Annotated in this window: 22 protein-coding genes and 1 pseudogene; 12 read left to right on the forward strand and 11 right to left on the reverse strand. The window is 58.9% G+C overall.

Features of this window, described 5'->3' with window-relative positions; translation table 11 throughout:
• The first annotated feature begins 285 nt into the window (after positions 1 to 285).
• Complete coding sequence (locus tag HCF10_RS15705; protein ID WP_131697687.1) at positions 286 to 1,575, forward strand: MFS transporter; 1,290 nt, start codon at positions 286 to 288, stop codon at positions 1,573 to 1,575.
• A 105-nt stretch (positions 1,576 to 1,680) separates the two neighbouring features.
• Here HCF10_RS15705 and HCF10_RS15710 read toward each other — a convergent pair whose 3' ends face one another.
• Both HCF10_RS15710 and HCF10_RS15715 read right to left on the reverse strand, forming a co-directional pair.
• Entirely contained in the window at positions 1,681 to 2,172 is a 492-nt protein-coding gene (locus HCF10_RS15710) for a PIN domain-containing protein (protein WP_167655910.1), read from the reverse strand.
• Positions 2,169 to 3,227, reverse strand: a complete 1,059-nt coding sequence (locus HCF10_RS15715) for a helix-turn-helix domain-containing protein (RefSeq protein WP_131697685.1) — start codon at positions 3,225 to 3,227, stop codon at positions 2,169 to 2,171. The genes HCF10_RS15710 and HCF10_RS15715 overlap by 4 nt, the downstream gene beginning before the upstream one ends.
• A gap of 384 nt (positions 3,228 to 3,611) precedes the next feature.
• On the opposite strand from HCF10_RS15715, the gene HCF10_RS15720 reads away from it, so the two are divergent.
• From HCF10_RS15720 to HCF10_RS15750, 7 genes are all read left to right on the forward strand, one after another.
• Positions 3,612 to 4,598: a phosphate ABC transporter substrate-binding protein PstS gene (locus HCF10_RS15720; RefSeq protein ID WP_017135798.1), complete on the forward strand. Its 987-nt coding sequence runs from the start codon at positions 3,612 to 3,614 to the stop codon at positions 4,596 to 4,598.
• A gap of 386 nt (positions 4,599 to 4,984) precedes the next feature.
• Positions 4,985 to 7,018 (forward strand): ABC transporter permease subunit, encoded by a 2,034-nt coding sequence (locus tag HCF10_RS15725; RefSeq protein ID WP_178116729.1) that lies wholly within the window; start codon positions 4,985 to 4,987, stop codon positions 7,016 to 7,018.
• A 15-nt stretch (positions 7,019 to 7,033) separates the two neighbouring features.
• Positions 7,034 to 8,704: a phosphate ABC transporter permease PstA gene (pstA, locus tag HCF10_RS15730; protein WP_131697683.1), complete on the forward strand. Its 1,671-nt coding sequence runs from the start codon at positions 7,034 to 7,036 to the stop codon at positions 8,702 to 8,704.
• Between the two features lie 133 nt (positions 8,705 to 8,837).
• Positions 8,838 to 9,671 (forward strand): phosphate ABC transporter ATP-binding protein PstB, encoded by an 834-nt coding sequence (gene pstB / locus HCF10_RS15735; RefSeq protein ID WP_027608247.1) that lies wholly within the window; start codon positions 8,838 to 8,840, stop codon positions 9,669 to 9,671.
• Between the two features lie 70 nt (positions 9,672 to 9,741).
• Positions 9,742 to 10,503 carry a phosphate signaling complex protein PhoU gene (gene phoU, locus HCF10_RS15740; RefSeq protein WP_032884456.1) on the forward strand — a complete coding sequence of 254 codons (762 nt, stop codon included), beginning with the start codon at positions 9,742 to 9,744 and terminating at the stop codon, positions 10,501 to 10,503.
• 168 nt (positions 10,504 to 10,671) lie between these two features.
• On the forward strand, positions 10,672 to 11,583 hold the full coding sequence (locus tag HCF10_RS15745; RefSeq protein WP_131697682.1) for a response regulator: 912 nt from the start codon (positions 10,672 to 10,674) through the stop codon (positions 11,581 to 11,583).
• A gap of 257 nt (positions 11,584 to 11,840) precedes the next feature.
• Positions 11,841 to 12,512 (forward strand): M23 family metallopeptidase, encoded by a 672-nt coding sequence (locus HCF10_RS15750; protein WP_145337393.1) that lies wholly within the window; start codon positions 11,841 to 11,843, stop codon positions 12,510 to 12,512.
• A 3-nt stretch (positions 12,513 to 12,515) separates the two neighbouring features.
• Here HCF10_RS15750 and HCF10_RS15755 read toward each other — a convergent pair whose 3' ends face one another.
• The 3 genes from HCF10_RS15755 to phoB form a co-directional block, all read right to left on the reverse strand.
• Positions 12,516 to 13,856, reverse strand: a complete 1,341-nt coding sequence (locus HCF10_RS15755; RefSeq protein ID WP_131697680.1) for a hemolysin family protein — start codon at positions 13,854 to 13,856, stop codon at positions 12,516 to 12,518.
• Positions 13,857 to 14,126: 270 nt separating this feature from the next.
• Positions 14,127 to 15,413, reverse strand: coding sequence for a phosphate regulon sensor histidine kinase PhoR (phoR, locus tag HCF10_RS15760; RefSeq protein ID WP_205885705.1), 1,287 nt, complete (start codon positions 15,411 to 15,413; stop codon positions 14,127 to 14,129).
• Between the two features lie 76 nt (positions 15,414 to 15,489).
• On the reverse strand, positions 15,490 to 16,179 hold the full coding sequence (gene phoB / locus HCF10_RS15765) for a phosphate regulon transcriptional regulator PhoB (RefSeq protein ID WP_003176964.1): 690 nt from the start codon (positions 16,177 to 16,179) through the stop codon (positions 15,490 to 15,492).
• Between the two features lie 154 nt (positions 16,180 to 16,333).
• On the opposite strand from phoB, the gene HCF10_RS15770 reads away from it, so the two are divergent.
• On the forward strand, positions 16,334 to 16,714 hold the full coding sequence (locus HCF10_RS15770; protein WP_145337394.1) for a COG4315 family predicted lipoprotein: 381 nt from the start codon (positions 16,334 to 16,336) through the stop codon (positions 16,712 to 16,714).
• A 32-nt stretch (positions 16,715 to 16,746) separates the two neighbouring features.
• Here HCF10_RS15770 and ubiA read toward each other — a convergent pair whose 3' ends face one another.
• Both ubiA and HCF10_RS15780 read right to left on the reverse strand, forming a co-directional pair.
• Positions 16,747 to 17,637, reverse strand: a complete 891-nt coding sequence (ubiA, locus tag HCF10_RS15775) for a 4-hydroxybenzoate octaprenyltransferase (RefSeq protein WP_145337395.1) — start codon at positions 17,635 to 17,637, stop codon at positions 16,747 to 16,749.
• Positions 17,637 to 18,200: a chorismate lyase gene (locus HCF10_RS15780; RefSeq protein ID WP_167655911.1), complete on the reverse strand. Its 564-nt coding sequence runs from the start codon at positions 18,198 to 18,200 to the stop codon at positions 17,637 to 17,639. The genes ubiA and HCF10_RS15780 overlap by 1 nt, the downstream gene beginning before the upstream one ends.
• Positions 18,201 to 18,397: 197 nt before the next feature.
• Here HCF10_RS15780 and HCF10_RS15785 point away from each other — a divergent pair, with 197 nt between their 5' ends.
• The 3 genes from HCF10_RS15785 to HCF10_RS15795 all read left to right on the forward strand — a co-directional run bounded on the left by HCF10_RS15785 (position 18,398) and on the right by HCF10_RS15795 (position 20,217).
• Entirely contained in the window at positions 18,398 to 18,565 is a 168-nt protein-coding gene (locus HCF10_RS15785; RefSeq protein ID WP_003213373.1) for a rubredoxin, read from the forward strand.
• A 36-nt stretch (positions 18,566 to 18,601) separates the two neighbouring features.
• Positions 18,602 to 19,750, forward strand: coding sequence for an NAD(P)/FAD-dependent oxidoreductase (locus HCF10_RS15790; protein WP_131697675.1), 1,149 nt, complete (start codon positions 18,602 to 18,604; stop codon positions 19,748 to 19,750).
• A 191-nt stretch (positions 19,751 to 19,941) separates the two neighbouring features.
• Positions 19,942 to 20,217 carry an HU family DNA-binding protein gene (locus HCF10_RS15795; protein ID WP_095014020.1) on the forward strand — a complete coding sequence of 92 codons (276 nt, stop codon included), beginning with the start codon at positions 19,942 to 19,944 and terminating at the stop codon, positions 20,215 to 20,217.
• A gap of 100 nt (positions 20,218 to 20,317) precedes the next feature.
• On the opposite strand, the gene HCF10_RS15800 is transcribed toward HCF10_RS15795, so the two are convergent.
• The 4 genes and pseudogenes from HCF10_RS15800 to HCF10_RS15815 all read right to left on the reverse strand — a co-directional run bounded on the left by HCF10_RS15800 (position 20,318) and on the right by HCF10_RS15815 (position 23,821).
• The gene (locus HCF10_RS15800) at positions 20,318 to 20,917 is read right to left on the reverse strand and encodes a hypothetical protein (protein ID WP_167655912.1); all 600 of its coding nucleotides are present in this window, start codon (positions 20,915 to 20,917) and stop codon (positions 20,318 to 20,320) included.
• 31 nt (positions 20,918 to 20,948) lie between these two features.
• A complete protein-coding gene (locus tag HCF10_RS15805; protein ID WP_167655913.1) occupies positions 20,949 to 22,091 on the reverse strand; it encodes an ankyrin repeat domain-containing protein in 1,143 nt (380 codons plus the stop codon).
• A pseudogene (locus HCF10_RS15810) lies at positions 22,084 to 23,109 on the reverse strand (RHS repeat domain-containing protein); the annotation flags it as partial. The pseudogene HCF10_RS15810 and the gene HCF10_RS15805, both read right to left, overlap by 8 nt.
• 121 nt (positions 23,110 to 23,230) lie before the next feature.
• Positions 23,231 to 23,821, reverse strand: coding sequence for a hypothetical protein (locus tag HCF10_RS15815; RefSeq protein ID WP_167655914.1), 591 nt, complete (start codon positions 23,819 to 23,821; stop codon positions 23,231 to 23,233).
• Positions 23,822 to 24,412 lie beyond the last annotated feature (591 nt).

The following is a 24,412-nucleotide window of genomic DNA, read 5'->3' on the forward strand; positions in this document are numbered from 1 at the left end:
AAACTCTGCCAAACCGGCTGGATGGCACCCAACGGCGTTTTGGCACAGCAGCCCCTCAAGGATGCGGGTCTTGAGCCTGCAAGGGCCGAGTATATCGAGACCCTGGCGCCACGACGACCTCCCGGCGCTCATTTGGTCGGTAAATAGGCGCTGTATCGCGGCTTTTACGCGCAACTGTTCTCCTGGCGCTGTGCTTTTACAAGCGATTTGCTATCTTGCCAGACCCGCCGCCAGTCCCGGGCGTGCCGTCCTTATCAAGCTGACTACTATAAGAGAAGCCTTGCCATGTCCTCCGTGCCCGCAAGCAGTGCGCAACCGTCGCGCCCGCTGACCCGCAACGACTACAAAACCCTGTCGCTGTCTGCCTTGGGCGGGGCGCTGGAGTTTTATGATTTCATCATTTTCGTGTTTTTCGCCACCGTAGTCGGAAAACTGTTTTTCCCCGCCGATATGCCTGAATGGCTGCGGATGATGCAGACCTTCGGCATCTTCGCCGCCGGTTACCTGGCACGCCCGCTGGGCGGCATCATCATGGCGCACTTCGGTGACCTGCTGGGCCGCAAGAAAATGTTCACCCTGAGCATTTTCATGATGGCTGTACCGACCCTGATCATGGGCCTGCTGCCGACCTACGCGCAGATCGGCCTGTGGGCGCCGATCCTGCTGCTGCTGATGCGTGTCATCCAAGGCGCAGCGATTGGCGGCGAAGTCCCGGGCGCTTGGGTATTCGTCTCCGAACACGTACCGCCGCGCCATATCGGCTACGCCTGCGGTACCCTGACCAGCGGCCTTACCGCCGGTATCCTGCTGGGTTCGCTGGTGGCCACTGCAATCAACACTATTTATAGCCCGGAGCAGGTCTCGGATTACGCCTGGCGTATTCCGTTCCTGCTCGGCGGCGTGTTCGGCCTGCTGTCGGTGTACCTGCGTCGCTGGTTGCATGAAACGCCGATCTTCGCCGAAATGCAGCAACGCAAGACCCTGGCCGCCGAGCTGCCATTGCGTGCCGTGCTGCGCGACCACCGTGGTGCCATCGTATTGTCGATGCTGCTGACCTGGCTGTTGTCGGCCGGCGTCGTGGTGGTCATCCTGATGACCCCGACCGTGCTGCAGACCCTCTACCACTTCAGCCCGACCGTTGCGCTGCAAGCCAATAGCCTGGCCATCGTGACCTTGAGCCTGGGCTGCATCGCCTCCGGTGCCCTGGCCGACCGCTTCGGTGCCGGTCGTGTACTGGTGAGCGGTTGCGCACTGCTGCTGGCGACCTCCTGGACCCTGTATCACAGCCTCATGTCCCACCCGGACTGGCTGTTCCCGCTGTACGCCTTGACCGGCCTGTTCGTCGGCACCATTGGCGTGGTGCCTTACGTGATGGTGAAAGCGTTCCCACCCGTGGTGCGCTTCAGTGGCTTGTCGTTTTCCTACAACGTCGCCTACGCCGTATTCGGCGGGCTGACGCCGCTGGCGGTGTCGCTGTTGATGAAGGAAAGCCCGATGGGCCCGGCTTACTACGTGGCTGTCCTGTGTGTGATGGGGATGGTGGTGGGTGGGTATCTGTGGAAGCGCGGGCGGTAATATCAGATCAGCAGCAGGCTATGTAGAGGCTAAATGTCTACTTTGCCAGATGGACAGGGTGATTTTTATAAGTGCTGGATGGATATTCAATATCCGAGTTGAGTTTCATATAACTTTCCAGCCAGAGATCCGTATTTGACATTCTGATGCTGGCAAGCGGGCGCCGCCTGCCAGCATCTGTTCGAGTGCCGTTGCTGCGCCAATAGCATTGAGGACTTGATGTTCGACCATGAGGTCGAGTAGCCAAAGTGCGCCGTGTATCTGCAGTCCATCTCGAATTGCCTGGCGACGTAGCTTCCCATCGCCAGTGAGTAAGGGTCTTCCGGTTGTATGTGCCAGTAGGTAGCAAGAAACGTCGGCCAAGGAACTGTTGTTGTGTTCGACCTTAAGTCCTAAGAGTTTCTGCACGCCTCCCTCGTCAAATGATTCGACAACCAGCCCTTGGGCGAGCAGTTCTTCATGAGGGAAATCCTCAAGCTCATGCATGACGAAATCGGTGCAGCAGAGGGTAAATGGCAGCCTGAACATATGCTCCAGCAATCCAGCGTTCCTGAAATCAATCCAGATGTTGGTGTCGCTGATATAGATCAGGCTCATGCACTCTCCAGTGAGCCCAGAAAATTGGGGTCTAGAGCCCTCACAGGACGCCGCAGCAATTCGGCCGCTCGTGATTTGGTGATAAGGCCTTCCGCTAACCCCCAGAAAACGAGTGACTCAAAGCGCTGAGGTGGTTTGCAAGGTAACGGCTCAGGTTCTGCTTTGCGCCAGCCATTGCTACTGAATTGAATGGTCAGGGACTTGTATCCGCTTTCCCCTAACAGTTTGAGGTCCTTCAATCGACGAAGCGCTGCATGCATTGAGAGCCCATATTGGCGCTTAGCAATCAGTAGTTCTCTAGGGTGGACACGGGAGCGTTGGTGATTCCCAAAATCTCCGGTAACGCTTTTAGAGGGATAAAGGAACGCTCCTGCGAAGCGGTGACAGCAGTTTTCTTTATCGCGCTCGGGCATATCATCAGGCAATTTCATCACCCAGTGACCCAATTCATGAGCAGCGGTGAAGCGAATACGTTCACCTGCTCTCTGAGCATTTAAAGCGATCAACACATGTTCGCCGTCATGGGTGGCTGCGCAAGCGCCATCGAAATCGTCCGGCCCATCCAGCATCACCACTTTAATGCCGTGCTCTTCCAACTGTTCAGTCAGATGAGCAATAGGATCTTCACCTATATCCCAATACTTGCGGAGCTCATCCGCCGCTCGTTCCGCTTCCTCTATGGAGGAGACTGGGAGCATTTGGGCTGGGGTTTCGGCAGTCTTGATATCTTGTGGATCGAAACACTCCTCCAGAGAGATATAGCGTTCCAGATGCTCTCGAATCTGTTCCTCGACCTGGACCTGACGGTATTTAGGCATCTTCGCAAGCTTGCGGAACTCCAGCGGCGCGAGTGGCAGTGCCTGAGTACGAAAAAAATACTCGGGGCTCACCTCCAGTGCTTTTGCCAACTGCAGAAGGCGCTGAGAGTTTGGGGTACTCAACCCTTTTTCATATTTGCTCAGGCCTTGCTTGGTTATATCGCCGAGACGCAGTGCCAGTGCTTCCAGCGACAGGCCACGCAATAACCTTGCGCGGCGAATTCGGTCATTGATCATGTGAGGTCTCCTTAGGTTGACAAGACTATTCTTTGGTTTTGTTTTGTCAACCTAAGGTGCGCCGTGAAGCGGTCAGGTTTTAACTGCAGTCCCGGCCGCTGAATTTGCAGCGGCGCGGGGAGGTTAGTAAGGCGAGTTCCGAGCAACAACCCTAAATAGCTGTGGGAAATCTCCGATCAGCAATTGCAGAGAGGTTTCAAACCAGGGACTCATTACGTTCATCTCGCCGCTCCAGCCTGTATTGCCGACCGTTTTCTTCTTGACTGCGAATGCTCGCCCAATGCTGGCCTTTCATCCAATTGTCATATTTCAGACATAGAGTGTTCACACGGCCTCTCGATACTTGGCCCCGATCCAACTATCCCTATCTGCTAGGAGCAAGGCATGAAACTGAAACGTTTGATGGCGGCAATGACTTTTGTCGCTGCTGGCGTTGCGACCGCCAACGCGGTGGCCGCAGGTGTTGATCCGGCAATCCCGGCGTACGTCAAGACCACTGGTGTGTCGGGCAACTTGTCCAGCGTCGGTTCCGATACCCTGGCCAACCTGATGACCCTGTGGGCCGAGGGTTACAAAAAGGAATACCCGAACGTCAACATCCAGATTCAAGCTGCCGGCTCCGCCACCGCGCCACCTGCGCTGACTGAAGGCACCTCCAACCTGGGCCCGATGAGCCGCAAGATGAAGGACACCGAACTGGCTGCCTTCGAGCAGAAGTACGGCTACAAGCCAACCGCTATCCCGGTTGCCGTGGATGCCCTGGCTGTGTTCGTGCACAAGGACAACCCGATCCAGCACCTGACCATGGAGCAAGTCGACGCGATCTTCTCCTCGACGCGTCTGTGCGGCGCCAAAGCCGACGTGAAAACCTGGGGCGACCTGGGTGTGACCGGCGACCTGGCCAACAAGCCAGTGCAACTGTTCGGTCGTAACTCGGTATCCGGCACCTACGGCTACTTCAAGGAAGAAGCCCTGTGCAAAGGCGACTACAAGCCTAACGTGAACGAACAACCCGGCTCGGCTTCGGTCGTGCAGTCGATCAGCTCCTCGCTGAACGGCATCGGTTACTCGGGCATCGGCTACAAGACCGCCAGCGTGAAGACCGTGGCCCTGGCCAAGAAAGGCAGCACTGACTTCATCGAAGACAGCGAAGAAAACGCCCTGAACGGCAAATACCCGCTGTCGCGTTTCCTCTACGTTTACGTCAACAAAGCCCCGAACAAGCCTCTGGCCCCGCTGGAAGCCGAGTTCGTGAAACTGGTTCTGTCCAAACAGGGCCAGGAAGTTGTAGTGAAAGACGGCTACATCCCACTGCCAGCCAAAGTTGCCGCCAAGGCACTGGCTGACCTGGGCCTGAAAGAAGGCAACTGATTGCCTCTGCGGGAGCCGGTACGCCGGTTCCCGCATCACTAATTTTCAATCCGCTGCCAGCCCTGCTTCGCGGCGGATTTCCTGCGTCACTGCATTGTCATCTTTCTGTCATACAGGATCGCTAGGGTGTGCGCATGAATGATCTGGCCAATTCCACCATGACGACAACTTCTCCCCCCAAGCGCATTGATTTCAATACGCCTGAGCTGCAACGCAAGCGCCGCATCCGCGCGCTCAAGGACCGTCTGACCCGTTGGTACGTGCTGGTTGGCGGCCTCGCCGTTCTCGGTGCCATCACCCTGATTTTCTTTTTCCTCGCCTATGTGGTCGCGCCTTTGTTCCAAGGCGCCTCGCTGACCAAGGAAGACGCACTGACGCCCGCCTGGATGCAGGACGCCGGCAAGCCTTTGTTGATCTCCCTGGAAGAGCAGAACCAGGTCGCCATGCGGGTATCCGACAAGGGCCAGGCGCTGTTCTTTGATGTCACGACCGGTGCCGAACTCAAGCGTGTTGACCTGCCGCTTGCGCCGGGCGTGAGCGTTGCTTCCATTGGTGAAGATCAGCCGGGCAGCCCGCTGGTGATCCTCGGATTGTCCAATGGCCAGTCCCTGGTGTTCCGCCACACCTATAAGGTGTCGTACCCGGACGGCAAGAAAACCATCACGCCTGCGATTGAATACCCCTACGGTGAAACGCCGATCGTGCTCGACGATGCCGGTCGCCCGTTGGAGCACGTCGCCCTCAATGCCACCGATACGTCGCTGGTGGTGGCAGGCTCGGCCGGTTCGTACTTGAACGTGCTGACCCTGAGCCGCGAAGAAAACATGATGACCGGTGAAGTCACCAGCGAGCAGAAGCGTGTCGAGCTGCCGCAAATGACCGAACCGGTGAAGGCGATCTTCATTGATCCGCGCCAGCAGTGGTTGTATGTGATCAACGGCCGCGCCCTGGCGGATGTGTTCAGCCTGCGCGACAAGAGCCTCAACGGTCGCTACAAACTGCTCGAAGACGGCAACGCCGAAATCACCGCCAGCACCCAGCTGGTGGGCGGTATCTCGCTGATCGTCGGTAACTCCAAAGGCGGCCTGGCCCAGTGGTTCATGGCCCGTGACCCGGATGGCGAGCAGCGTTTCAAGCAGATTCGCACCTTCCAGATGGGCACCGCGCCCATCGTGGAAATCACCGCCGAAGAGCGTCGCAAAGGCTTCACTGCCCTCGACGCTTCCGGCACGTTCGGCGTGTTCCACAGCACTGCCCACCGCACCCTGCTGGTGGATCCGGTGGTCGACGGCCAGGGCGTGTTCGGCCTATCGCCTCGCGCCAACCGCGTGATCGTCGAAGCCGGCGGCAAGCTGCAGCCGCTGCTGCTGGACAACCCGCACCCGGAAGTGTCCTGGAGTGCGTTGTGGAGCAAGGTCTGGTACGAAAACTACGACGAGCCTAAGTACGTCTGGCAATCGACCGCCGCCAACACCGACTTCGAACCCAAGATGAGCCTGGCGCCATTGACCTTCGGTACGCTGAAGGCGGCGTTCTACGCCATGCTGCTGGCGGCGCCCCTGGCCGTTGCCGCGGCGATCTACACCGCTTACTTCATGGCCCCGAGCCTGCGCCGCAAGGTCAAGCCGGTGATCGAATTGATGGAAGCGATGCCGACGGTGATCCTCGGCTTCTTCGCCGGCCTGTTCCTGGCGCCGTATGTCGAAGGGCATCTGCCGGGGATCTTCAGCCTGCTGATGCTGTTGCCGATTGGCATCCTGGTGGCCGGGTTTGTCTTCAGCCGCCTGCCTGAATCCATCCGCCTGCGGGTTCCCGACGGTTGGGAAAGCGCGATCCTGATCCCGGTGATCCTGTTCGTGGGCTGGCTCTCGCTGTACATGAGCCCGTACCTGGAAACCTGGTTCTTCGGCGGCGACATGCGCATGTGGATCTCCCACGACCTCGGCATCACCTACGACCAGCGCAATGCCCTGGTGGTCGGCCTGGCCATGGGTTTTGCGGTGATCCCGAACATCTACTCCATCGCCGAAGACGCCGTGTTCAGCGTACCGCGCGGCCTGACCCTGGGCTCCCTGGCCCTGGGCGCCACGCCGTGGCAGACCATGACCCGCGTGGTGATCCTGACCGCCAGCCCGGGCATCTTCTCGGCGCTGATGATCGGCATGGGGCGCGCCGTGGGCGAGACCATGATCGTGCTGATGGCCACCGGTAACACGCCGGTGATGGAGATGAACCTGTTCGAAGGCCTGCGCACCCTGGCGGCCAACGTCGCGGTGGAAATGCCGGAGTCGGAAGTCGGCGGCAGTCATTACCGCGTGCTGTTCCTATCGGCGCTGGTGCTGCTGCTGTTCACGTTCATCATGAACACCCTCGCCGAGCTGATTCGTCAGCGTCTGCGCAAGAAATACTCGTCGCTTTAAGAAAGGTAGAAGTCTGTGAAACAGAACTCCCTGAATGGATGGTTCAAGAGCGGCGCTCCCGGCGTCTGGATCAGCGGTGGCGCGGTGTCCATCGCGGTCATCATGACCATTGGTTTGCTGGCGGTGATTGCTGTGCGTGGCCTGGGCCACTTCTGGCCGGCTGACCTGATCCAGGCCAACTACAACGTGCCGGGCCAGGAAAACCATATCGTCATCGGCGAAGTGGTGCAGAAAGAAGAAGTGCCGCGCGAGCGCCTGAAAAGCGCGGGCCTGCCGGTGCCCGATGCGGGCCCGGAATTCATGACCCGCGAGCTGATCAAGGTCGGCAACCGTGACCTGAACGGCAACGACTTCACCTGGATCGTCGGCGAGTGGTTGAAGGACCAGACCACGCCGAAAAACCTGATGACCATCGAGCGTCGTGAGTGGGGCAACTTCTACGGCACCCTGGTCAACGTCAAGCAGGATGGCAAGGTCATCGCCGAAGGCGAGGCCGCATGGCCTGAGCTGCAAGCCCGCGTGGACCGCGTTAACAAGCTGGCGGCCCAGCTCAAGACCCTGGAGAAATCCGACATCGGCGCGATCAACGCCGGCCTCGAACGCATTCGCCTGCACGGCCGCAAGCTTGAGCTGGAAGGCAAGCTCGACGCCGCCGCCCAGGCCGACATGGATGCCGACCGCGCCGAGCTCAACGCCCGCTACCAGGACATCGAAGCTCGCCTGGCCGACCTGCACGCCCAGTTCAACCGCGACGCTTTGACCGCTCGCGATGGCAACGGCAAGGAAATTGAAATCGGCATCGGCAAAGTGGTGCACGCCTACCAGCCGAACGCCATGGGTACCGTGACCAAGATCGGTTTCTACTTCAGCAAAGTGTGGGAATTCCTCAGCGATGACCCGCGGGAAGCCAACACCGAAGGCGGGATCTTCCCGGCCATCTTCGGCACCGTGATGATGACCCTGATCATGGCGATGATCGTGACCCCGTTCGGCGTGCTGGCGGCGGTATACCTGCGTGAATACGCCAAGCAGAACACCCTGACGCGGATTATCCGCATCGCCGTGAACAACCTGGCGGGTGTACCGGCCATCGTCTACGGCGTGTTCGGCCTGGGTTTCTTCGTGTATGTATTGGGTGGCTCGGTCGACCGTCTGTTCTTCGCCGAAGCGCTGCCGGCACCGACCTTCGGTACACCGGGCCTGCTCTGGGCCTCGCTGACCCTGGCGCTGCTGGCGGTACCGGTGGTGATCGTGGCCACCGAAGAAGGCCTGGCGCGGATTCCGCGTACGGTGCGTGAAGGCTCCCTGGCGCTGGGCGCGACCAAGGCGGAAACGCTGTGGAAGATCGTGCTGCCGATGGCCAGCCCGGCGATGATGACCGGCATGATCCTCGCCGTGGCCCGCGCCGCCGGTGAAGTGGCGCCGCTGATGCTGGTCGGCGTGGTGAAACTCGCCCCGTCGCTGCCGCTGGACGGCAACTACCCGTACCTGCACCTGGACCAGAAGATCATGCACCTGGGCTTCCATATCTATGACGTCGGTTTCCAGAGCCCTAACGTCGAGGCCGCACGGCCGCTGGTGTACGCCACCGCCTTGCTGCTGGTGCTGGTGATCGCCACGCTCAACCTGTCGGCGGTGTGGATTCGTAACCACCTGCGCGAGAAGTACAAGGCGCTGGACAGCTAATCTGAATTGAACGCGGACTTATTTGTGGGAGGGGGCTTGCTCCCGATTGCGGTGTGCCAGCCAGCACACATGTTCCTGATGCACCGCTATCGGGGGCAAGCCCCCTCCCACACAACAGCACAGGGAGCATCCCATGCAACACGACACCCATTCCCACGGCATCAACATGTCTGCCCTGGGTCGCGACAAACAGAGCCTGAGCTTGGCCCAGGAAACTGTGGCCATCGAAGTGCCGGGCCTGAGCCTGTACTACGGTGACAAGCAGGCGCTGTTCGACGTCAGCATGAACATCCCCAAGCAGCGCGTGACCGCCTTCATCGGCCCGTCCGGCTGCGGCAAGTCCACGTTGCTGCGTACCTTCAACCGCATGAACGACCTGGTCGACGGTTGCCGCGTGGACGGGGCCATCAACCTCTACGGCACCAATATCTACCGCAAGGGCGAAGACGTGGCCGAGCTGCGTCGCCGCGTGGGCATGGTGTTCCAGAAGCCTAACCCGTTCCCCAAGACCATCTACGAAAACGTGGTCTACGGCCTGCGCATCCAGGGCATCAACAAGAAGCGCATCCTCGACGAAGCGGTTGAGTGGGCCCTTAAAGGCGCGGCGCTGTGGGACGAGGTCAAGGACCGCCTGCACGAGTCGGCACTCGGCCTGTCCGGCGGCCAGCAGCAACGCCTGGTGATCGCGCGCACCATCGCCGTGGAGCCGGAAGTGCTGTTGCTCGACGAACCGTGCTCGGCACTCGACCCGATCTCGACGCTGAAAGTCGAAGAACTGATCTACGAGCTCAAGTCCAAGTTCACCATCGTCATCGTGACCCACAACATGCAACAGGCGGCGCGGGTTTCCGACTACACCGCGTTCATGTACATGGGCAAGCTGGTGGAGTTCGGCGATACCGACACCCTGTTCACCAATCCGGCGAAGAAGCAGACCGAAGACTACATCACCGGTCGCTACGGCTAGGAAGCTGTGGTTCTGATTGCACTGACGCTGCGGTTCTCCGCACCTTACCGGACGCTCCAAGGACGCCAACATGATTAGTAAAGAAGGCCTTACCCACCACATCTCCGCGCAGTTCAACGCTGAGCTCGAGGAAGTGCGCAGCCACCTCCTGGCGATGGGCGGGCTGGTGGAGAAGCAAGTCAACGACGCCGTGACCGCGCTGATCGAGGCTGACTCGGGCCTGGCCCAGCAAGTGCGCGAGATCGACGACCAGATCAACCAGATGGAACGCAACATCGACGAAGAATGCCTGCGCATTCTCGCCCGTCGCCAGCCGGCGGCATCCGACCTGCGCTTGATCATCAGCATCTCCAAGTCGGTGATCGACCTCGAGCGGATCGGCGACGAAGCCACCAAGATCGCCCGCCGTGCCATCCAGCTGTGCGAAGAGGGTGAAGCGCCGCGCGGTTATGTTGAAGTGCGTCACATCGGCGACCAGGTGCGCAACATGGTGCGTGATGCCCTTGATGCCTTTGCGCGCTTTGACGCCGACCTGGCGTTGTCGGTGGCGCAGTACGACAAGGTCATCGACCGTGAATACAAGACCGCCCTGCGTGAGCTGGCCACCTACATGATGGAAGACCCGCGCTCTATCTCGCGGGTCTTGAGCATCATCTGGGTGCTGCGTTCCCTGGAGCGGATCGGTGATCACGCGCGCAATATCTCGGAACTGGTGATCTACCTGGTGCGCGGTACCGACGTACGGCACATGGGCCTCAAGCGCATGAAGGCCGAAGTTGAAGGTTCAGCCGATCAAATCCCTAATGTTCCGGGCGAATCTGACGATAAGTAAGGTTGCCCGAGAAATTAACGCCCGGCCTTTGGTCGGGCGTTTTTGTTTGCGGCCCCCGATTTTTTTGCGAGTCGGGTAAAAGAAAGTCCGAACGTGACTACAGAGTTTTGGCAAAATGCCATCAGTCAGGCGTTTTGCGTGCCGAAGTTTTTATAGGATGAAGGGTCGATGAGTAAAGTCAGTGTATTGGTGGTGGATGACGCCTCGTTTATCCGCGACCTGGTGAAGAAGTGCCTGCGCAACTACTTCCCCGGGATCAAGCTTGAAGATGCGGTAAACGGCAAGAAGGCCCAGACCATCCTGATGCGCGAGAGCTTCGACCTGGTGCTGTGCGACTGGGAAATGCCGGAGATGTCCGGCCTGGAGCTGTTGACCTGGTGTCGTGAGCAACCGCACCTGAAGTCCATGCCGTTTGTGATGGTGACCAGCCGTGGTGACAAAGAGAACGTGGTCCAGGCGATCCAGGCCGGGGTTTCCGGCTACGTCAGCAAACCGTTTACCAACGAGCAACTGTTGAACAAGGTCAAACAGGCCCTGCACAAGGTCGGTCGCCTCGACGCCCTGGTCGCCAGCGCGCCGACCAAGATGAACTCGGCCTTCGGCAATGACTCCCTGAGCGCCCTTACCGGTGGCAAGCCCGAAGCTGTACGTGCAGCCCCCGTTGCGGCTGCCGCGTCTGCGCCAAACAAAGGCCTGCTTAACAACGCCCCGCCGGTCCAAGCGCCAGGCGCTGCACCCACTGGCGGCCGTGGCCAGGGCCAGTTGCGCCTGTCCAGCGGCACCCAGCAATGCGTGATCAAGGCGCTGAGCATCAAGGAGGCGCTGCTGGTGGTGCGTCGCGGTGAGGTCCTGCCTCAGGTGCTGGAAAGTGCCGTGCTCGACCTGGAACAGGGCGACAACGCTGAGGTGGCCCGTCTCAACGGTTACCTGCACGCCATCGTCGCCTTCGAGCCCAAGCCCGATAGCGATTGGCTGCAACTGACCTTCCGCTTTATCGACCAGGATGCGCAGAAGCTCGACTACATCTCCCGCCTGATTGCGCGTGGTACGGCGCAGAAGCATTTTGTGCCGGGTGCCTGACCTTGTGGTGAGGGAGGTCCCACTACCTCTTCGACATAGCGCTGGCGCGCAGCAAACTGGGGCCTCTGTGGCGAGCGGGCTTGTCCCGCGTTGGGGTGCGAAGCGCCCCTGACGAAGACGAATGCGGTGTATCAGGCACTCCTCTGCGCCTGGTTTCGGGGCTGCTGCGCAGCCCAGCGCGGGGCGAGCCCGCTCACTACAAGATTGTCATCAACCGTTGTTAGCTTGCTGTTCATTCACTCCGGCAGGTTCGCGCCATGGTTCTTCGCCTCTTGCTGTCCTGCACGTTGGCTGCGGTCGCCACTTCGACCCAGGCCATGACCCTCTACAAATCCACCGATGCCAACGGCATGGTGTTCTTCAGCGACCGGCAAACCCCCGGTGCCCAGGCGTTCGTGATTCAAGAACGCAGGGTCGAGCGCGTACAACGGCCAGCACTCGACAGACCCAAACCTGGTTACCCACAACAAGCCTACCGCTACCCCTTGCCCTGGCGTGGCGGTCCGTTCCGCCTGACCCAAGGCCCCAACGGCAGTTTCAGCCACACCGACGCCAAAAGCCGCTACGCCATGGACATTGCCATGCCCGAAGGCACGCCGATCATTGCGGCGCGCAGCGGTGTGGTGGTGAAAATCGAGAATAGCCAGATCGGACGCGGCAACGATGCGTCGGGCAATTTCGTGCGCGTGCAGCATGATGACGGCACCCAGGGCGTGTACCTGCATCTCAAGCAAGGTTCGGTCAGCGTCAGGGCGGGGCAGCGCGTAGCAGTGGGCAGCGCGCTGGGGTTGTCGGGCAATACCGGCAACAGCAGCGGGCCGCACCTGCACTTCGTGGTGCAGCAGAGTAGCGAGGCCGGGCTGGTGTCGATCCCTTACGAATTCAACCAGCCGGTGGGGACATTGCCCAATTTTGCATTGGGCAATTGAGGGTCAATCCAGCAGCAGGACCTTGGCCAGTACGATCTTCGGCCCTTTCATCTTCTTGATGATGATCCGCAAGCCTTCAACCTCCAGCACTTCTTCCTCTTCCGGTACCCGTTTGAGCGTGTCGTAGACCAGCCCTGCGAGGGTTTCGGCCTCAATGTGGTCCAGGTCGACACCCAACAGGCGTTCCACCTTGAACAGCGGCGTGTCGCCCCGTACCAGCAGTTTGCCGGGCTGGTAGGCGAGGATGCCGCGCTCGGCCTTGCGGTGTTCGTCCTGAATATCGCCTACCAGCACTTCCAGCACGTCTTCCATGGTCAGGTAGCCGATGATCTTGCCGTCGGCTTCTTCCACCAGGGCAAAGTGCGCGCCGCCTTTGCGGAACTGCTCCAGCAACTGCGACAACGGCATGTGCCGCGACACACGTTCGAGCGGGCGGGTCAGTTCGGCCAGGTTGAACGATTCGGGGATGTGGTCCAGGGCCGCCAGTTCCAGCAGCAGGTCCTTGATGTGCAACAGGCCGACAAACTCGTTGCGCACCGCGTCATATACCGGATAACGGCTGAACTTATGGCGGCGGAACAGCGCGAGGATTTCCTTGAGCGGGGCGTTGAAGTCCAGGGTGACCAGGTCTTCACGGGAGTTGGCCCAGTCCACCACTTCCAGCTCGCCCATTTCCACGGCCGAGGCCAGTACGCGCATGCCTTGGTCGCTCGGGTCCTGGCCACGGCTGGAGTGCAGGATCAACTTGAGCTCTTCGCGGCTGTAATGGTGCTCGTGGTGCGGGCCGGGCTCGCCTTGGCCGGCAATGCGCAGGATCGCATTGGCGCTGGCGTTGAGCAGGTAGATCGCCGGGTACATGGCCCAGTAGAACAGGTACAGCGGCACCGCCGTCCACAGTGACAGCAGTTCGGGCTTGCGAATGGCCCAGGACTTGGGTGCCAGTTCACCGACCACGATGTGCAGGTAGGAAATCACGAAGAACGCGGCAAAGAACGACACGCCCTTGATCACTTCCGGCGATTCGACGCCTGCGGCGCCCAGCAGCGGCTCCAGGATATGCGCAAAGGCCGGCTCACCGACCCAGCCCAGGCCCAGGGAGGCGAGGGTGATACCCAGCTGGCAGGCCGACAGGTAAGCATCGAGCTGGCTGTGTACGGTACGCAGGATCTGCCCGCGCCAGCCGTTGGTGTGGGCGATGGCCTCGACCCGGGTCGAGCGCAGCTTGACCATGGCAAATTCCGCCGCAACGAAAAAACCGTTGAGCAGTACCAGGATCAGAGCAAAAAGAATCATGCCGAAATCGGCGAAGAGTGTGGCGAGGGTGATACCAGGGGAAGGGTCCATGATTGGGTTTTGCAGGTTCCGTGTGTTCAATAAGGGGGGACAGAAGGGCCTGGAAGGCAGGCGCAAGTCGGCCAATGTAGCGGCTGACGGGGCGCTTGCCTAGTGGTTGCCGCCGGGTGGGGTGTGGAATGCCTTATTCGAAACAGCACAATTCCAATTGTGGGAGGGGGCTTGCTCCCGATAGCAGTGTGTCAGTCAGCATATCTGATACTGGTGCACCGCCATCGGGAGCAAGCCCCCTCCCACATTTGGTTTTGTGCTGTGTTTGAGTTATTCGTCATTTCCAACGAGCCGCGAACGGGTCATCTGCGCTGGTGGAAAATGGCAGGTGAACGTACTGCCATGCCCCAGCACACTGCTGATTTCCAGGCGCGCACGGTGGCGCAGCAGCACATGCTTGACGATGGCCAGGCCCAGCCCGGTGCCGCCGGTGTTGGAGTTGCGGCTGGAGTCGACGCGGTAGAAGCGCTCGGTCAGGCGCGGCAGATGCTTGGCGTCGATGCCGATGCCGGAGTCCTGCACGCTCAGGTGTGCGCCTTGTTCGTCGGCCCACCAGCGGATGCGGATAGTGCCCTTGTCCGGGGTGTACTTCACCGCGTTGAACACCAGGTTGGAGAACGCGCTGCGCAATTCGCCTTCGCTGCCTTTGAGCAACACTCGCGGGTCGGCATCCAGGCTGATCTGCTGCCCGCGCTCGCCCGACAGGGCCTGGGCGTCATTCTTGATGGTCTGCAACAGGCTTTGTACGGCCACCGGATGGTTGTCCGACGGATAATCCGTGGCTTCAAGCTTGGCCAGCAACAGCAAGTCGTTGAGCAGGGTCTGCATGCGTGAACCCTGCTGCTGCATTTGCTGCAGGGCACGGCTCCAGCGCGGGTTGATCTCGTCGACGTTGTCCAGCAGCGTCTCCAAGTAGCCGCAGATCACCGTCAATGGCGTACGCAATTCGTGGGAAACGTTGGCGACGAAGTCTTTACGCATCTGTTCCAGTTGATGGATGCGGGTTACGTCGCGCACCAGCATCAGGTGTTCGTTGTTGCCGTAGCGCGTCAGGTACAGCTGGATACGCACGCGGTCGTTGGTCGGCGAGGGGATTTCCAGCGCTTCCTCGTAGTTTTCCTGCTCGAAGTACTCTTTGAAGCGTGGGTGGCGCACCAGGTTGGTCACTGGCTGGCCGCTGTCCTGGGGTGTCTTGAGGCCCAGCAGGGTCTCGGCGGCGCGGTTCCACCATTCCAGGTTGCCATCGCTGTCGAGCATGATCACTGCATCTTTGAGCGCAGCGGTGGACTCCTGCACGCGGTCGATCACGGCTTGCAGGCGCCCGCGTACGCGTTGGTCGCGGCGTTGCAGGTGGTAGATGCTGTCGAACACCTCACCCCACAGGCCGTAGCCGTCAGGTGGCGCTTCGTCGGGTTTGTGCTGGCGCAGCCATTCATGCAGGCGCAGCAATTGTTTGAGGGTCCAGCCCAGGTACAGGGCGATACCAATGGCCAGGCTCCAGCCGTAATAGCCGCTGACCAGGCCTACCAACAGGCAGGCGGTGATCAACAGGAGCATGTGGCGGATCAGGGTGCCATGCCAGTTTTGGTTCACTTAAACATGCGTCCTTGTCAGCTGTTAAGGAAGGGCTGGCTCAGCCTTTGGTTGAAAACCGGTAGCCGGTGCCGCGCACGGTTTGTACCAGATTCTCGTAAGCGTCACCCAAGGCTTTGCGCAGGCGGCGGATATGCACGTCAACGGTGCGCTCCTCCACATACACGTTGCCGCCCCACACCTGGTCCAGCAACTGGCCACGGGTATAGGCGCGCTCCTGGTGGGTCATGAAAAATTGCAGCAGGCGGTATTCGGTCGGGCCCATCTCGGCCGGCTTGCCGTCGATGGTCACGCGGTGGCTGATCGGGTCCAGCAGCAGGCCGCCGACTTCAATAGGCGCTTCGCCATCGGTCGGGCCGGCCCGGCGCAATACGGCCTTCAGGCGCGCTACCAGCTCCCGTGGGGAAAACGGCTTGGTGATGTAGTCATCGGCGCCGACTTCCAGGCCCTGGATCTTGTTGTCCTCTTCGCCCTTGGCGGTGAGCATGATGATCGGGATATCCCCGGTCAGCTCATCGCGCTTGAGGCGGCGGGCCAGTTCGATGCCGGAGGTGCCGGGCAGCATCCAGTCCAGCAGGATCAGGTCCGGCTTGCGGTCGACGATAATGGCATGGGCCTGCTGGGAGTTCTCCGCCTCCAGGCAGTCATAGCCGGCCATTTCCAACGCAACGGCGATCATCTCGCGGATGGGCGCTTCGTCGTCAACAATCAGAATGCTCCTGCCAACCATGCCTAAAATCCTCTTGTCATTTAACTGTCTTGCGCCGCATTAGATAACGGAAATATTGCAGTCGTGTGACAGTAATTTAGTCGCTCGGGCAATTAGCGGCACTCTGGACTACGCTTTGGGTCCGAATCCTGACAACCACAAAAGGAAGGTTCCGATGAATCACAGTACTTTTTCCTGGAAGGCCCTTCTGGTCACGGCGGCGTTGACGCTGCCGACACTGGCATTTGCCGCAGACCCGGCGATGACGAAAGACGGGATGTTGGTGGATCATAAGGGCATGACGCTCTACACCTTCGCCAAGGACGCCGATGGCAAGTCCATGTGTAACGACAAGTGCGCCACCAACTGGCCGCCGTTGATGGCCGAGTCCACCGACAAACCCATGGGCAAGTGGACCGTTATCACCCGTGACGATCAAAAGGGCCAATGGGCCTACAACGGCAAGCCTCTCTATACCTTTGTGATGGACAAAAAGGCCGGCGACATGACCGGCGACGGCAAAATGGACGGGGCCTGGAAAGTCGCCAAGCCCTGATTCAGCCCGCTAGCGGTGAGGGGCCTGGCCCCTCATCGAAACCCGTAATCCGCCACAATCCCGATAAAAATCGCCAACCCGGCCCAGTGGTTGTGCAAAAACGCCTTGAAGCACTTCATCCGGTCCCTGTCGCGGGTGTACCAGAACTCCCAGGCAAAGCAGCCTGCCGCTGCCAGCAACCCCAGGTGGAACCAACCGCCCAGCTCAAACCGTGCGCCGGCCAGCAACAGGCACAGCAGCGCCAGGCCTTGCAGGGTGAGGATGATCACCCGGTCGGCATCGCCGAACAGAATCGCAGTGGATTTGACGCCGATCTTCAAGTCGTCGTCGCGGTCGGTCATTGCGTAATAGGTGTCGTAGCCCACCGTCCACAGCAGGTTGGCTATATACAGCAGCCAGGCGGTGGCGGGCAGGTGGCCGGTTTCGGCGGTGAACGCCATCGGCATGCCCCAGGAAAACGCCGCGCCCAACACCACCTGCGGGTAATAGGTGTAGCGCTTCATGAACGGGTAGCTGACCGCCAGTGCCAGGCCGCCCAGCGATAACCAAATGGTTGTGGCGTTGGTCAGCAGTACCAGCAGGAAGCTGATCAGCATCAGTACCGCAAAGAACACCAGGGCCTCTTTCGAACTGATCCTGCCGCTTGCCAGCGGGCGTTGCGCGGTGCGCTTCACATGGCCGTCGACCTTGCGGTCCGCCCAGTCATTGATGACGCAACCGGCAGCGCGAGTCAGCGTAACGCCCAGCACGAAAATCACGATGTTGGCCAGGGACGGCGAACCCTTGCCGGCGATCCACAGCGCCCACAGCGTCGGCCACAGCAGCAGGTAGATGCCGATGGGCTTGTCCATGCGGGTCAACTGAATGAAATCCCAGGCCCTGGGGTTCAGGCGGTTCAAGGATTTGAGCAGACGTTGATACATCAGCAGTTCTCCGGATGGTCATGCAGCGCGTGCCAGAAACTCGGCAGGAAGACTTCCGCCACCAGCACGCTCAGCGCCCCACGATCAAAGCGTGAGCGGCGTGCCCACAGCCCGTCGACCTGGTCCGTGGTCGGCAGCCACTGGCGAGGGTAATGGCACACCTCGATGGCCTGGCGGGTGAACGCGCGGTCGCAAAACAGCAATTCGCCCAGGGAACGGCTGCCCAATTCGTCCATCTGCAAGCCGTCGCCCTGCAACGCACTGCGCGCCGCCACACTGCGGGCAAACACCCACGGTTGGCCATGCCCGCGCAAATACACCTCGCGCACCCAACCGATGCTGGCCGGGGGCATATGCAGCGCCGCGCATTCATCATCGCGCAGCGGCTGCCAGCCTTCGAACAGAGGGGTCACGCTGAAGCCATCGTTGGACAGCCACGTCAGCCGGCGGGTCAGCGAGCCTTCGTCGAACAGCCAGTTGAGGGTCAAGGGCGCGGGCGCAGGGCTCAGGAGGCTCTGGGTCAACCATTGGCAAGCATCGGGAAGGGCGATTGAGTGCGGCACGGTGCGTCAGTATTGGCAGCAAAAGAGGCGGCGAGCTTACCATGGCGTCCTGATCTTTTGCCGGGCTGCGCGGGCGCCTTGCGTCGATCGTGCTTGCATCTGCCGGCCCCGATCAGTACAAAACGCCCTGAGCCGTGCGGCAATGCTGGATCCATCGACCGCCGGCCAACCAGCCTGGACCCTGAGGAAGCAAGTAAATGAAGAAGTGGCAATGTGTAGTCTGCGGCCTGATCTATGACGAAAAAGACGGCTGGCCGGATGATGGTATCGCTCCGGGCACCCTGTGGCAGGACGTCCCGGAAGACTGGCTGTGCCCGGACTGCGGCGTCGGCAAAATGGATTTCGAAATGATCGAAATCGGCTAATTTTCAGTTTCAGAACCGTACTACAAGGAGAAAGGAATGAACGCACCTGTCGTGATCATCGGCACAGGGCTGGCCGGCTACAACGTGGCCCGGGAGTTTCGCAAGCTCGACAGCGAAACCCCATTGCTGCTGATCACTGCGGATGACGGGCGCTCCTACTCCAAACCCATGCTTTCCACCGGCTTTGGCAAGAATAAGGAAGCCGATGGCCTGAGCATGGCGGAACCCGGCGCCATGGCGGAGCAACTCAAGGCCGAAGTGCGCACCCACACCCGCGTCAGCGGCATCGATCCCGGTCACAAACGCCTGTGGATCGGTGAAGAAGCGGTGGTCTATCGTGATCTGGTCCTGGCCTGGGGCGCAGAAACCGTGCGCGTACCAGTCGAAGGAGACGCCGCTGAGCTAGTTTTCCCGATCAATGACCTCGAAGATTACGCCCGCTTTCGCGCCGCCGCTGCCGGCAAGCGCCGCGTGCTGCTGCTCGGCGCCGGCCTGATCGGCTGCGAATTTGCCAACGACCTGATCCTTGGCGGCTATGAGATCGACCTGGTGGCGCCGTGCGAGCAAGTCATGCCGACCCTGCTGCACCCGGCGGCGGCCGCAGCGGTACAGGCCGGCCTGGAAGGGCTGGGGGCGCGTTTCCACCTGGGCCCGGTGCTCAACCGCCTGCAACGTACCGCTGACGGCCTGGAAGCGCACCTGTCGGACGGTGAGGTGGTCCACTGCGACCTGGTGGTCTCGGCCATCGGCCTGCGTCCGCGTGTCGACCTGGCCGCCGCCGCCGGCCTGCAGACCAACCGCGGGATCATGGTGGACCGCCACCTCAAGACCTCCCACGCCAATATCTACGCCCTGGGCGACTGCGCCGAAGTTGACGGCTTGAACCTGCTGTATGTGATGCCTTTGATGAGTTGTGCCCGTGCCTTGGCCCAGACCCTGGCCGGCAACGCCACCGCTGTCAGCTACGGCCCGATGCCGGTCACCGTGAAAACCCCGGTCTGCCCGCTGGTGGTCTCGCCGCCGCCACGGGGCACAGAAGGTGTATGGAGCGTCGAAGGCCAGGGCGCCGACATCAAGGCCCTGTGCCGCGACGCCAGCGGCCGCCTGCTGGGTTACGCGCTGACCGGCAGCGCCGTGATGGAAAAACTCGCCCTCAACAAAGAACTTCCGCCGTTGCTGGCGTAAATACCGGTCGTTCTGTCGGAATAAGCACATTTTTTACCCTAGAAAGGGCGCCGCGAGACTGGCGCGGCGTACGAGGGCATGCCATCCTCACTCCCGTCTGCCGCAGAGTAGAGCCTGCGGCGCCTTGGCCGCTGTTCCGTTAGAGAGCAGCACGGACATAACAACAAAAAACCGTCAAAGAGGCTTCATATATGCGTAAACCAGAACTCGCAGCCGCCATCGCTGAAAAAGCGGATCTCACCAAAGAACAGGCCAACCGCGTCCTCAACGCCGTTCTCGAAGAAATCACCGGCGCCCTGCACCGCAAGGACAGCGTCACCCTGGTTGGTTTCGGCACCTTCCTGCAACGCCACCGTGGCGCCCGCACCGGCAAAAACCCGCAAACCGGTGAGCCCGTGAAAATCAAGGCGAGCAACACTGTTGCGTTCAAGCCGGGCAAGTCGCTCAAAGATACTGTTAACGAGTAACCGGTTGTACCGTCTCGAAAGGGGGCGGGGCGGTAGGAGAAATGGGCACGCCGATTAGGTCGGGTGCCCATTTTTGTTGGGGCTGACTACGGGCTTGGTCTCAACCGTAGAAGTAGTCAAAAAAGCGTTCGTAGTTGTCTTCGCCCAACAATGGGCTGACTTCCTTGTTGAGTAACTTCACGAACTTGCTGGAAAGCTCATCGTCGTCGTTGTAGATATCAAAGATGTCGAACTTTCCATGCACGACCTCGACAGTCTTGGCGAATGCCAGCAGGAAATCAGCGAGAGAGTCGGCAATCCTGAACGGCGCTCCCGCATCGTAGCTCGCCAGTACGGGGGCGCCTGGCATATCAGTCACCGCGATAACGGGCTTGCCACCGCCGATGTCATCCATGAAAACCAGATGTTGCGCAAGCCAGTTCCCATTCAACTCGGTCTTGTTGGATTCGCCTGCCCACTTGTAGCCGACCTGACCGTTTTCTAATTCGCCCAGGTTGAAAAAGCGGATAGGGGTCAAGCCTGTCTCGACTTCCACATCGACCGGCTCGCAAAGGTCGTAGAAGGAGTCCATCTCAGCGGAGCGAGGTAGGGTTTGCGGCCATTTGGCATTTGCCTGGCCGTTCTTTTCGAAGCTGCCTTCGAGATCGAATTTCTTGTGGACGCGGCGCAGTTCTTTAAATGCGTTATCAAGGGCGCTCATGGTTTTACTTTCCCAATGCCATTTTCTCGTATCAAGAATGTAATGGAGAGGTCAGCGCGATACTTTTCCAGCTGGCTCTACGTTTCTTCTCAAGAATAGTCTTCATGACGTCACCTTCAGGTGGCCCTTTCTTCGGCAATTTCAGCGGAACCAAAACGTAGAGCTTTACCGAGTCATCTTGATGGTCTGTTTCAGCATTTGTAGTCCAGATCTTATCCACCACAATCAGTGCATCAATATCTGCTGGCCAGCCCAGGGAACTGAAGGCTGGTTCAGAGCGCAAAATGAGCTGGCCCTCAGACAGAGGGGCCTTTTCCATCGTTTGTTTTGACAGCTCAGAAAGAATGCCTTGAGGGAATATCCAAGGGCTGTCGATGGCCAAGCCTTGTCTTGGCAGCCGCCAATTCCCGGGTAGGCAGATGAAAAGTTCAGTCCGTGGTTTTTGCGTAAACAGCCCAAGGGTGAAGAGTAGCTTGTAGTCGTTTTTATCAGCGATGCAGCTGACTCTGAATTTCACGCCCGCACTTTGAGGTTGGGGAGTGACTTTTTCGGGGAGCACCCAGCCGGCGGTCTCACTGACAAACTCGACTATGGGCGCACCGGGAATTGATGCTTCGGCGGCGTCTTTTTCGATCGCAGAAACCGCGCCCCGTGCTTCAAGGCGTTCGGCAATTTTCGGGAAGTCCCAGGATCTAGCTAGATCCAAGGCGGTCCGGTTGAATTTTGTGTGCAGTCGATTGATGTCTGCTTGGTGATTGAGTAGTAAATCCACAGCTTCAGCCTGCCCGAAGGTGACGGCTGTTATCAGAGGCGATGCTACCGAGAGAGGTGAGCCATCGACTTGTGCGCCGACCTCCAAGAGCCAGCGAACGATTTCCAGGTGGCCATTTTCAGCTGCTATTGCTAGCGCCGTCGTGTTGCCTGAACCTACTGTGGGTTGATCGATGTCGATACCCAGCTCAACGAGCAGTTGGCATATGGCAAGTTGGTTGTTTTCGGCAGCGTGATGCAGAAGACCTGGGTAACTTACAAAGTTAAAGCGAGGTGGGTCTAAAAGTTGAGGGTGTTTGGCCAATTCGGTGCGTAGAAAGGCAATGTCCCCCGTTTCGATATGAGCATAAATTTCTCGAACAAGGGTGGCGTCCTCACCAAATGCTTTCTCTAGGCTAGTCATCTAGAAACACTCCCTTTCTCATTTCTTTGCCCATGGATTGTAACGTCTTAATTACCTCGCTCTTACCGCCTTTGCGGGCTATAGCAAGGGCTTCAGAGACCTTTCTCGATGCTGCGATTGTATGGTTTCCACTACCGTTGGGTGCCCACACAAAATTGCGCGGGTCGTCATTCAGGCCAATACCGAATTTCTTGAGAATGCCTTGGGCATGTGCCACATAGCGACGATTGCTATCCGTCCAATTCTTGGGTGCTTTTTCGCGCACGATATGGTGACGATGCGGGTTCGTCATTTCGTGCGCCTTCGGTTTAGGGCCCATGTTCGCTTTATCGTTTTTGGACAGTCGGCAGGTTTCCCAGCCAAGTGGGTCGATCCAACCAATTGGGTTCGGTGAGTATTGGTAGAGGTTCAGACCTCCCACCAAGGCTATTGGATCTCGGGTAGTAAACCTCCCCACATCCGGATCATAAAACCGAAATGTGTTGTAGTGCAGCCCAATCTCCCGATCCAGATACTGCCCCTGGAACCGCAAATTCTGCTCTTCGATAAAGTACGCCTCACGCACTTCTTCGGCCGCATTCCCCCACACCTGATACCGCGCCTGCCACACCGTTTTCCCATCAGCTTCGGTCAGTTGCTCAGGCAATCCGTTCAGGTCGTTGTGGTAATAGCGCACACTTTGATGCTCGCCCGTACCATCCACCCGAGCCAGCGGTGCATAGCCATCTTCTTCATAGATATAGAGGCTGGTCTGGCTATGTCGGTGCTCCTGCAACAGACGCAACCCCTCCCAATCAAAGTGGGTTTCGCCCAACGGGTAGCCGTTGCTGTCATGTTCGGTTTTAGCGATGCGCCGGCCGAGCGGGTCATAGGTCATGTTCACGACCGTTTCGCGACCATCCTTCTGGCTACGGACTTCGATCAGGCGATGCTCAGCGTCATAGGCGAAATACTGTACGCCACGCGCTGCACTGCGCTTTTCGATCATGCGACCGAAACCATCGTAGCGGTAGAGTTTGGCCGCCGCCGTGGTACAGGCGGTTGAGCCAACGGCCTTCGGGCAACTGCGTCTGATCAATTAGCTACAGAGCTCTGTTAGCCAAGCGAATCTTTAGCAGGGGTCAGTGCAGTAACATAGCTCAGCAAGCTTGGGTGATGGTATGGAAACTCTGTTTCCCTTCATCAAAAAACAGGTAAGCCTGAGCGTTGTCATGGCTAAGCTCGCTTATGTCGAGCTGGCCCAGGAAAACCATAGGCTTCCCATCCACCATCGGCCATACGGGACTTTGAAGCCATTTCGGTGGGACTTTCAGGTACCGAAAATCAAATTTTATTTTTTCCTTCAGCCAAGCCTGCAGCTCTTTAGAACTGAGATTTTTTCGCTCTTCAACCAGCTTGGAGAGATAGTCCGATGGTAGCGACAGCCATTTTGGCTGAACTTTTAGCGTTAGATTGAATAGGTTTTCGTACTTTTTTTCCACCGTGTGGGTGATTTTTTTCTTGGTTAGAACAGTAGATAGAAGTGTCTGAACGTTGTAGATAGATTCTAAGCTTTGATAGTCCTGACTGATTGTGTAGGTGTAGAGATCAGGCTCCGTAACATAAGCAGGGAGGCTGTTCTCACTTTTGAGCAATGCTTCGACTGCCGGGTCTGCGTATATTATTTCTTCAAGTGCTTTAGGCGAAATTGCCCCTTCGACGAATTGCTTGATGATTTCTATAGCTGTCATTATCTGGTTCCTAAATGTCTAAATTCATCAAGCGCGGCGTGCTGTTCCAGAGTAACTTCGCGCAGGTTTCGAGGGTTTAAGGCATGGAGGTGTCTACGAAACCCAAGGCGATTCAGTGGCCTGGTATCCAGAGCAAGCTTTTACCTCCGGATTTAATGATTTTCTCAACCAGCTCAGTAAATGATTTTGCGATCAGTGTGCTCTCATCGGCCGTCGGGTAACTGTCCCAGAACGAGTCGTAGCAATAGCCAAATTGCGGGCCAGGTTTCAGGTCAATTGAAATTATTTGATCCTCACATTTAACGAGCGCGTACCAGTTAGCTGAGTCTGGGTCGTCCAAGTCTTCGTTCATAACGACAAAGTCGGAACGTTCAAGCTCTGGCGCCTGGATCGTGAAGCTGTACTGTGCCTTTGGATAGAAAACAGCGCTGCTGTAGTGCTTAAAAATCGGCTAAGTCATCGGGGACGAGATTACTCGGCAACCCAGTGGAAGGTGCTGTCGTGCAGTCAGAATTCTCTATCAAATCAACGACTTTAATCAGGCTCATCTTCCGCATCCCTTACGCAGGTAGGTTTTCATTGCTTTGTTGT

This window comes from Pseudomonas sp. B14(2022), from assembly GCF_012030485.1.
Lineage (GTDB): Bacteria > Pseudomonadota > Gammaproteobacteria > Pseudomonadales > Pseudomonadaceae > Aquipseudomonas.

What these genes read in the sequence shown, in the direction of transcription:
- HCF10_RS15750 (WP_145337393.1), top strand. Translation starts at nt 11,841, where the DNA reads ATGGTTCTTCGCCTCTTGCTGTCCTGCACGTTGGCTGCGGTCGCCACT.
- HCF10_RS15805 (WP_167655913.1), bottom strand. Translation starts at nt 22,091, where the DNA reads ATGACTAGCCTAGAGAAAGCATTTGGTGAGGACGCCACCCTTGTTCGA.
- HCF10_RS15755 (WP_131697680.1), bottom strand. Translation starts at nt 13,856, where the DNA reads ATGGACCCTTCCCCTGGTATCACCCTCGCCACACTCTTCGCCGATTTC.
- HCF10_RS15705 (WP_131697687.1), top strand. Translation starts at nt 286, where the DNA reads ATGTCCTCCGTGCCCGCAAGCAGTGCGCAACCGTCGCGCCCGCTGACC.
- HCF10_RS15725 (WP_178116729.1), top strand. Translation starts at nt 4,985, where the DNA reads ATGCAGGACGCCGGCAAGCCTTTGTTGATCTCCCTGGAAGAGCAGAAC.
- phoR (WP_205885705.1), bottom strand. Translation starts at nt 15,413, where the DNA reads ATGCTCCTGTTGATCACCGCCTGCCTGTTGGTAGGCCTGGTCAGCGGC.
- phoB (WP_003176964.1), bottom strand. Translation starts at nt 16,179, where the DNA reads ATGGTTGGCAGGAGCATTCTGATTGTTGACGACGAAGCGCCCATCCGC.
- HCF10_RS15745 (WP_131697682.1), top strand. Translation starts at nt 10,672, where the DNA reads ATGAGTAAAGTCAGTGTATTGGTGGTGGATGACGCCTCGTTTATCCGC.
- ubiA (WP_145337395.1), bottom strand. Translation starts at nt 17,637, where the DNA reads ATGTATCAACGTCTGCTCAAATCCTTGAACCGCCTGAACCCCAGGGCC.
- phoU (WP_032884456.1), top strand. Translation starts at nt 9,742, where the DNA reads ATGATTAGTAAAGAAGGCCTTACCCACCACATCTCCGCGCAGTTCAAC.
- HCF10_RS15795 (WP_095014020.1), top strand. Translation starts at nt 19,942, where the DNA reads ATGCGTAAACCAGAACTCGCAGCCGCCATCGCTGAAAAAGCGGATCTC.
- HCF10_RS15800 (WP_167655912.1), bottom strand. Translation starts at nt 20,917, where the DNA reads ATGAGCGCCCTTGATAACGCATTTAAAGAACTGCGCCGCGTCCACAAG.
- HCF10_RS15785 (WP_003213373.1), top strand. Translation starts at nt 18,398, where the DNA reads ATGAAGAAGTGGCAATGTGTAGTCTGCGGCCTGATCTATGACGAAAAA.
- HCF10_RS15720 (WP_017135798.1), top strand. Translation starts at nt 3,612, where the DNA reads ATGAAACTGAAACGTTTGATGGCGGCAATGACTTTTGTCGCTGCTGGC.
- HCF10_RS15790 (WP_131697675.1), top strand. Translation starts at nt 18,602, where the DNA reads ATGAACGCACCTGTCGTGATCATCGGCACAGGGCTGGCCGGCTACAAC.
- HCF10_RS15770 (WP_145337394.1), top strand. Translation starts at nt 16,334, where the DNA reads ATGAATCACAGTACTTTTTCCTGGAAGGCCCTTCTGGTCACGGCGGCG.
- HCF10_RS15715 (WP_131697685.1), bottom strand. Translation starts at nt 3,227, where the DNA reads ATGATCAATGACCGAATTCGCCGCGCAAGGTTATTGCGTGGCCTGTCG.
- HCF10_RS15710 (WP_167655910.1), bottom strand. Translation starts at nt 2,172, where the DNA reads ATGAGCCTGATCTATATCAGCGACACCAACATCTGGATTGATTTCAGG.
- pstB (WP_027608247.1), top strand. Translation starts at nt 8,838, where the DNA reads ATGCAACACGACACCCATTCCCACGGCATCAACATGTCTGCCCTGGGT.
- HCF10_RS15815 (WP_167655914.1), bottom strand. Translation starts at nt 23,821, where the DNA reads ATGACAGCTATAGAAATCATCAAGCAATTCGTCGAAGGGGCAATTTCG.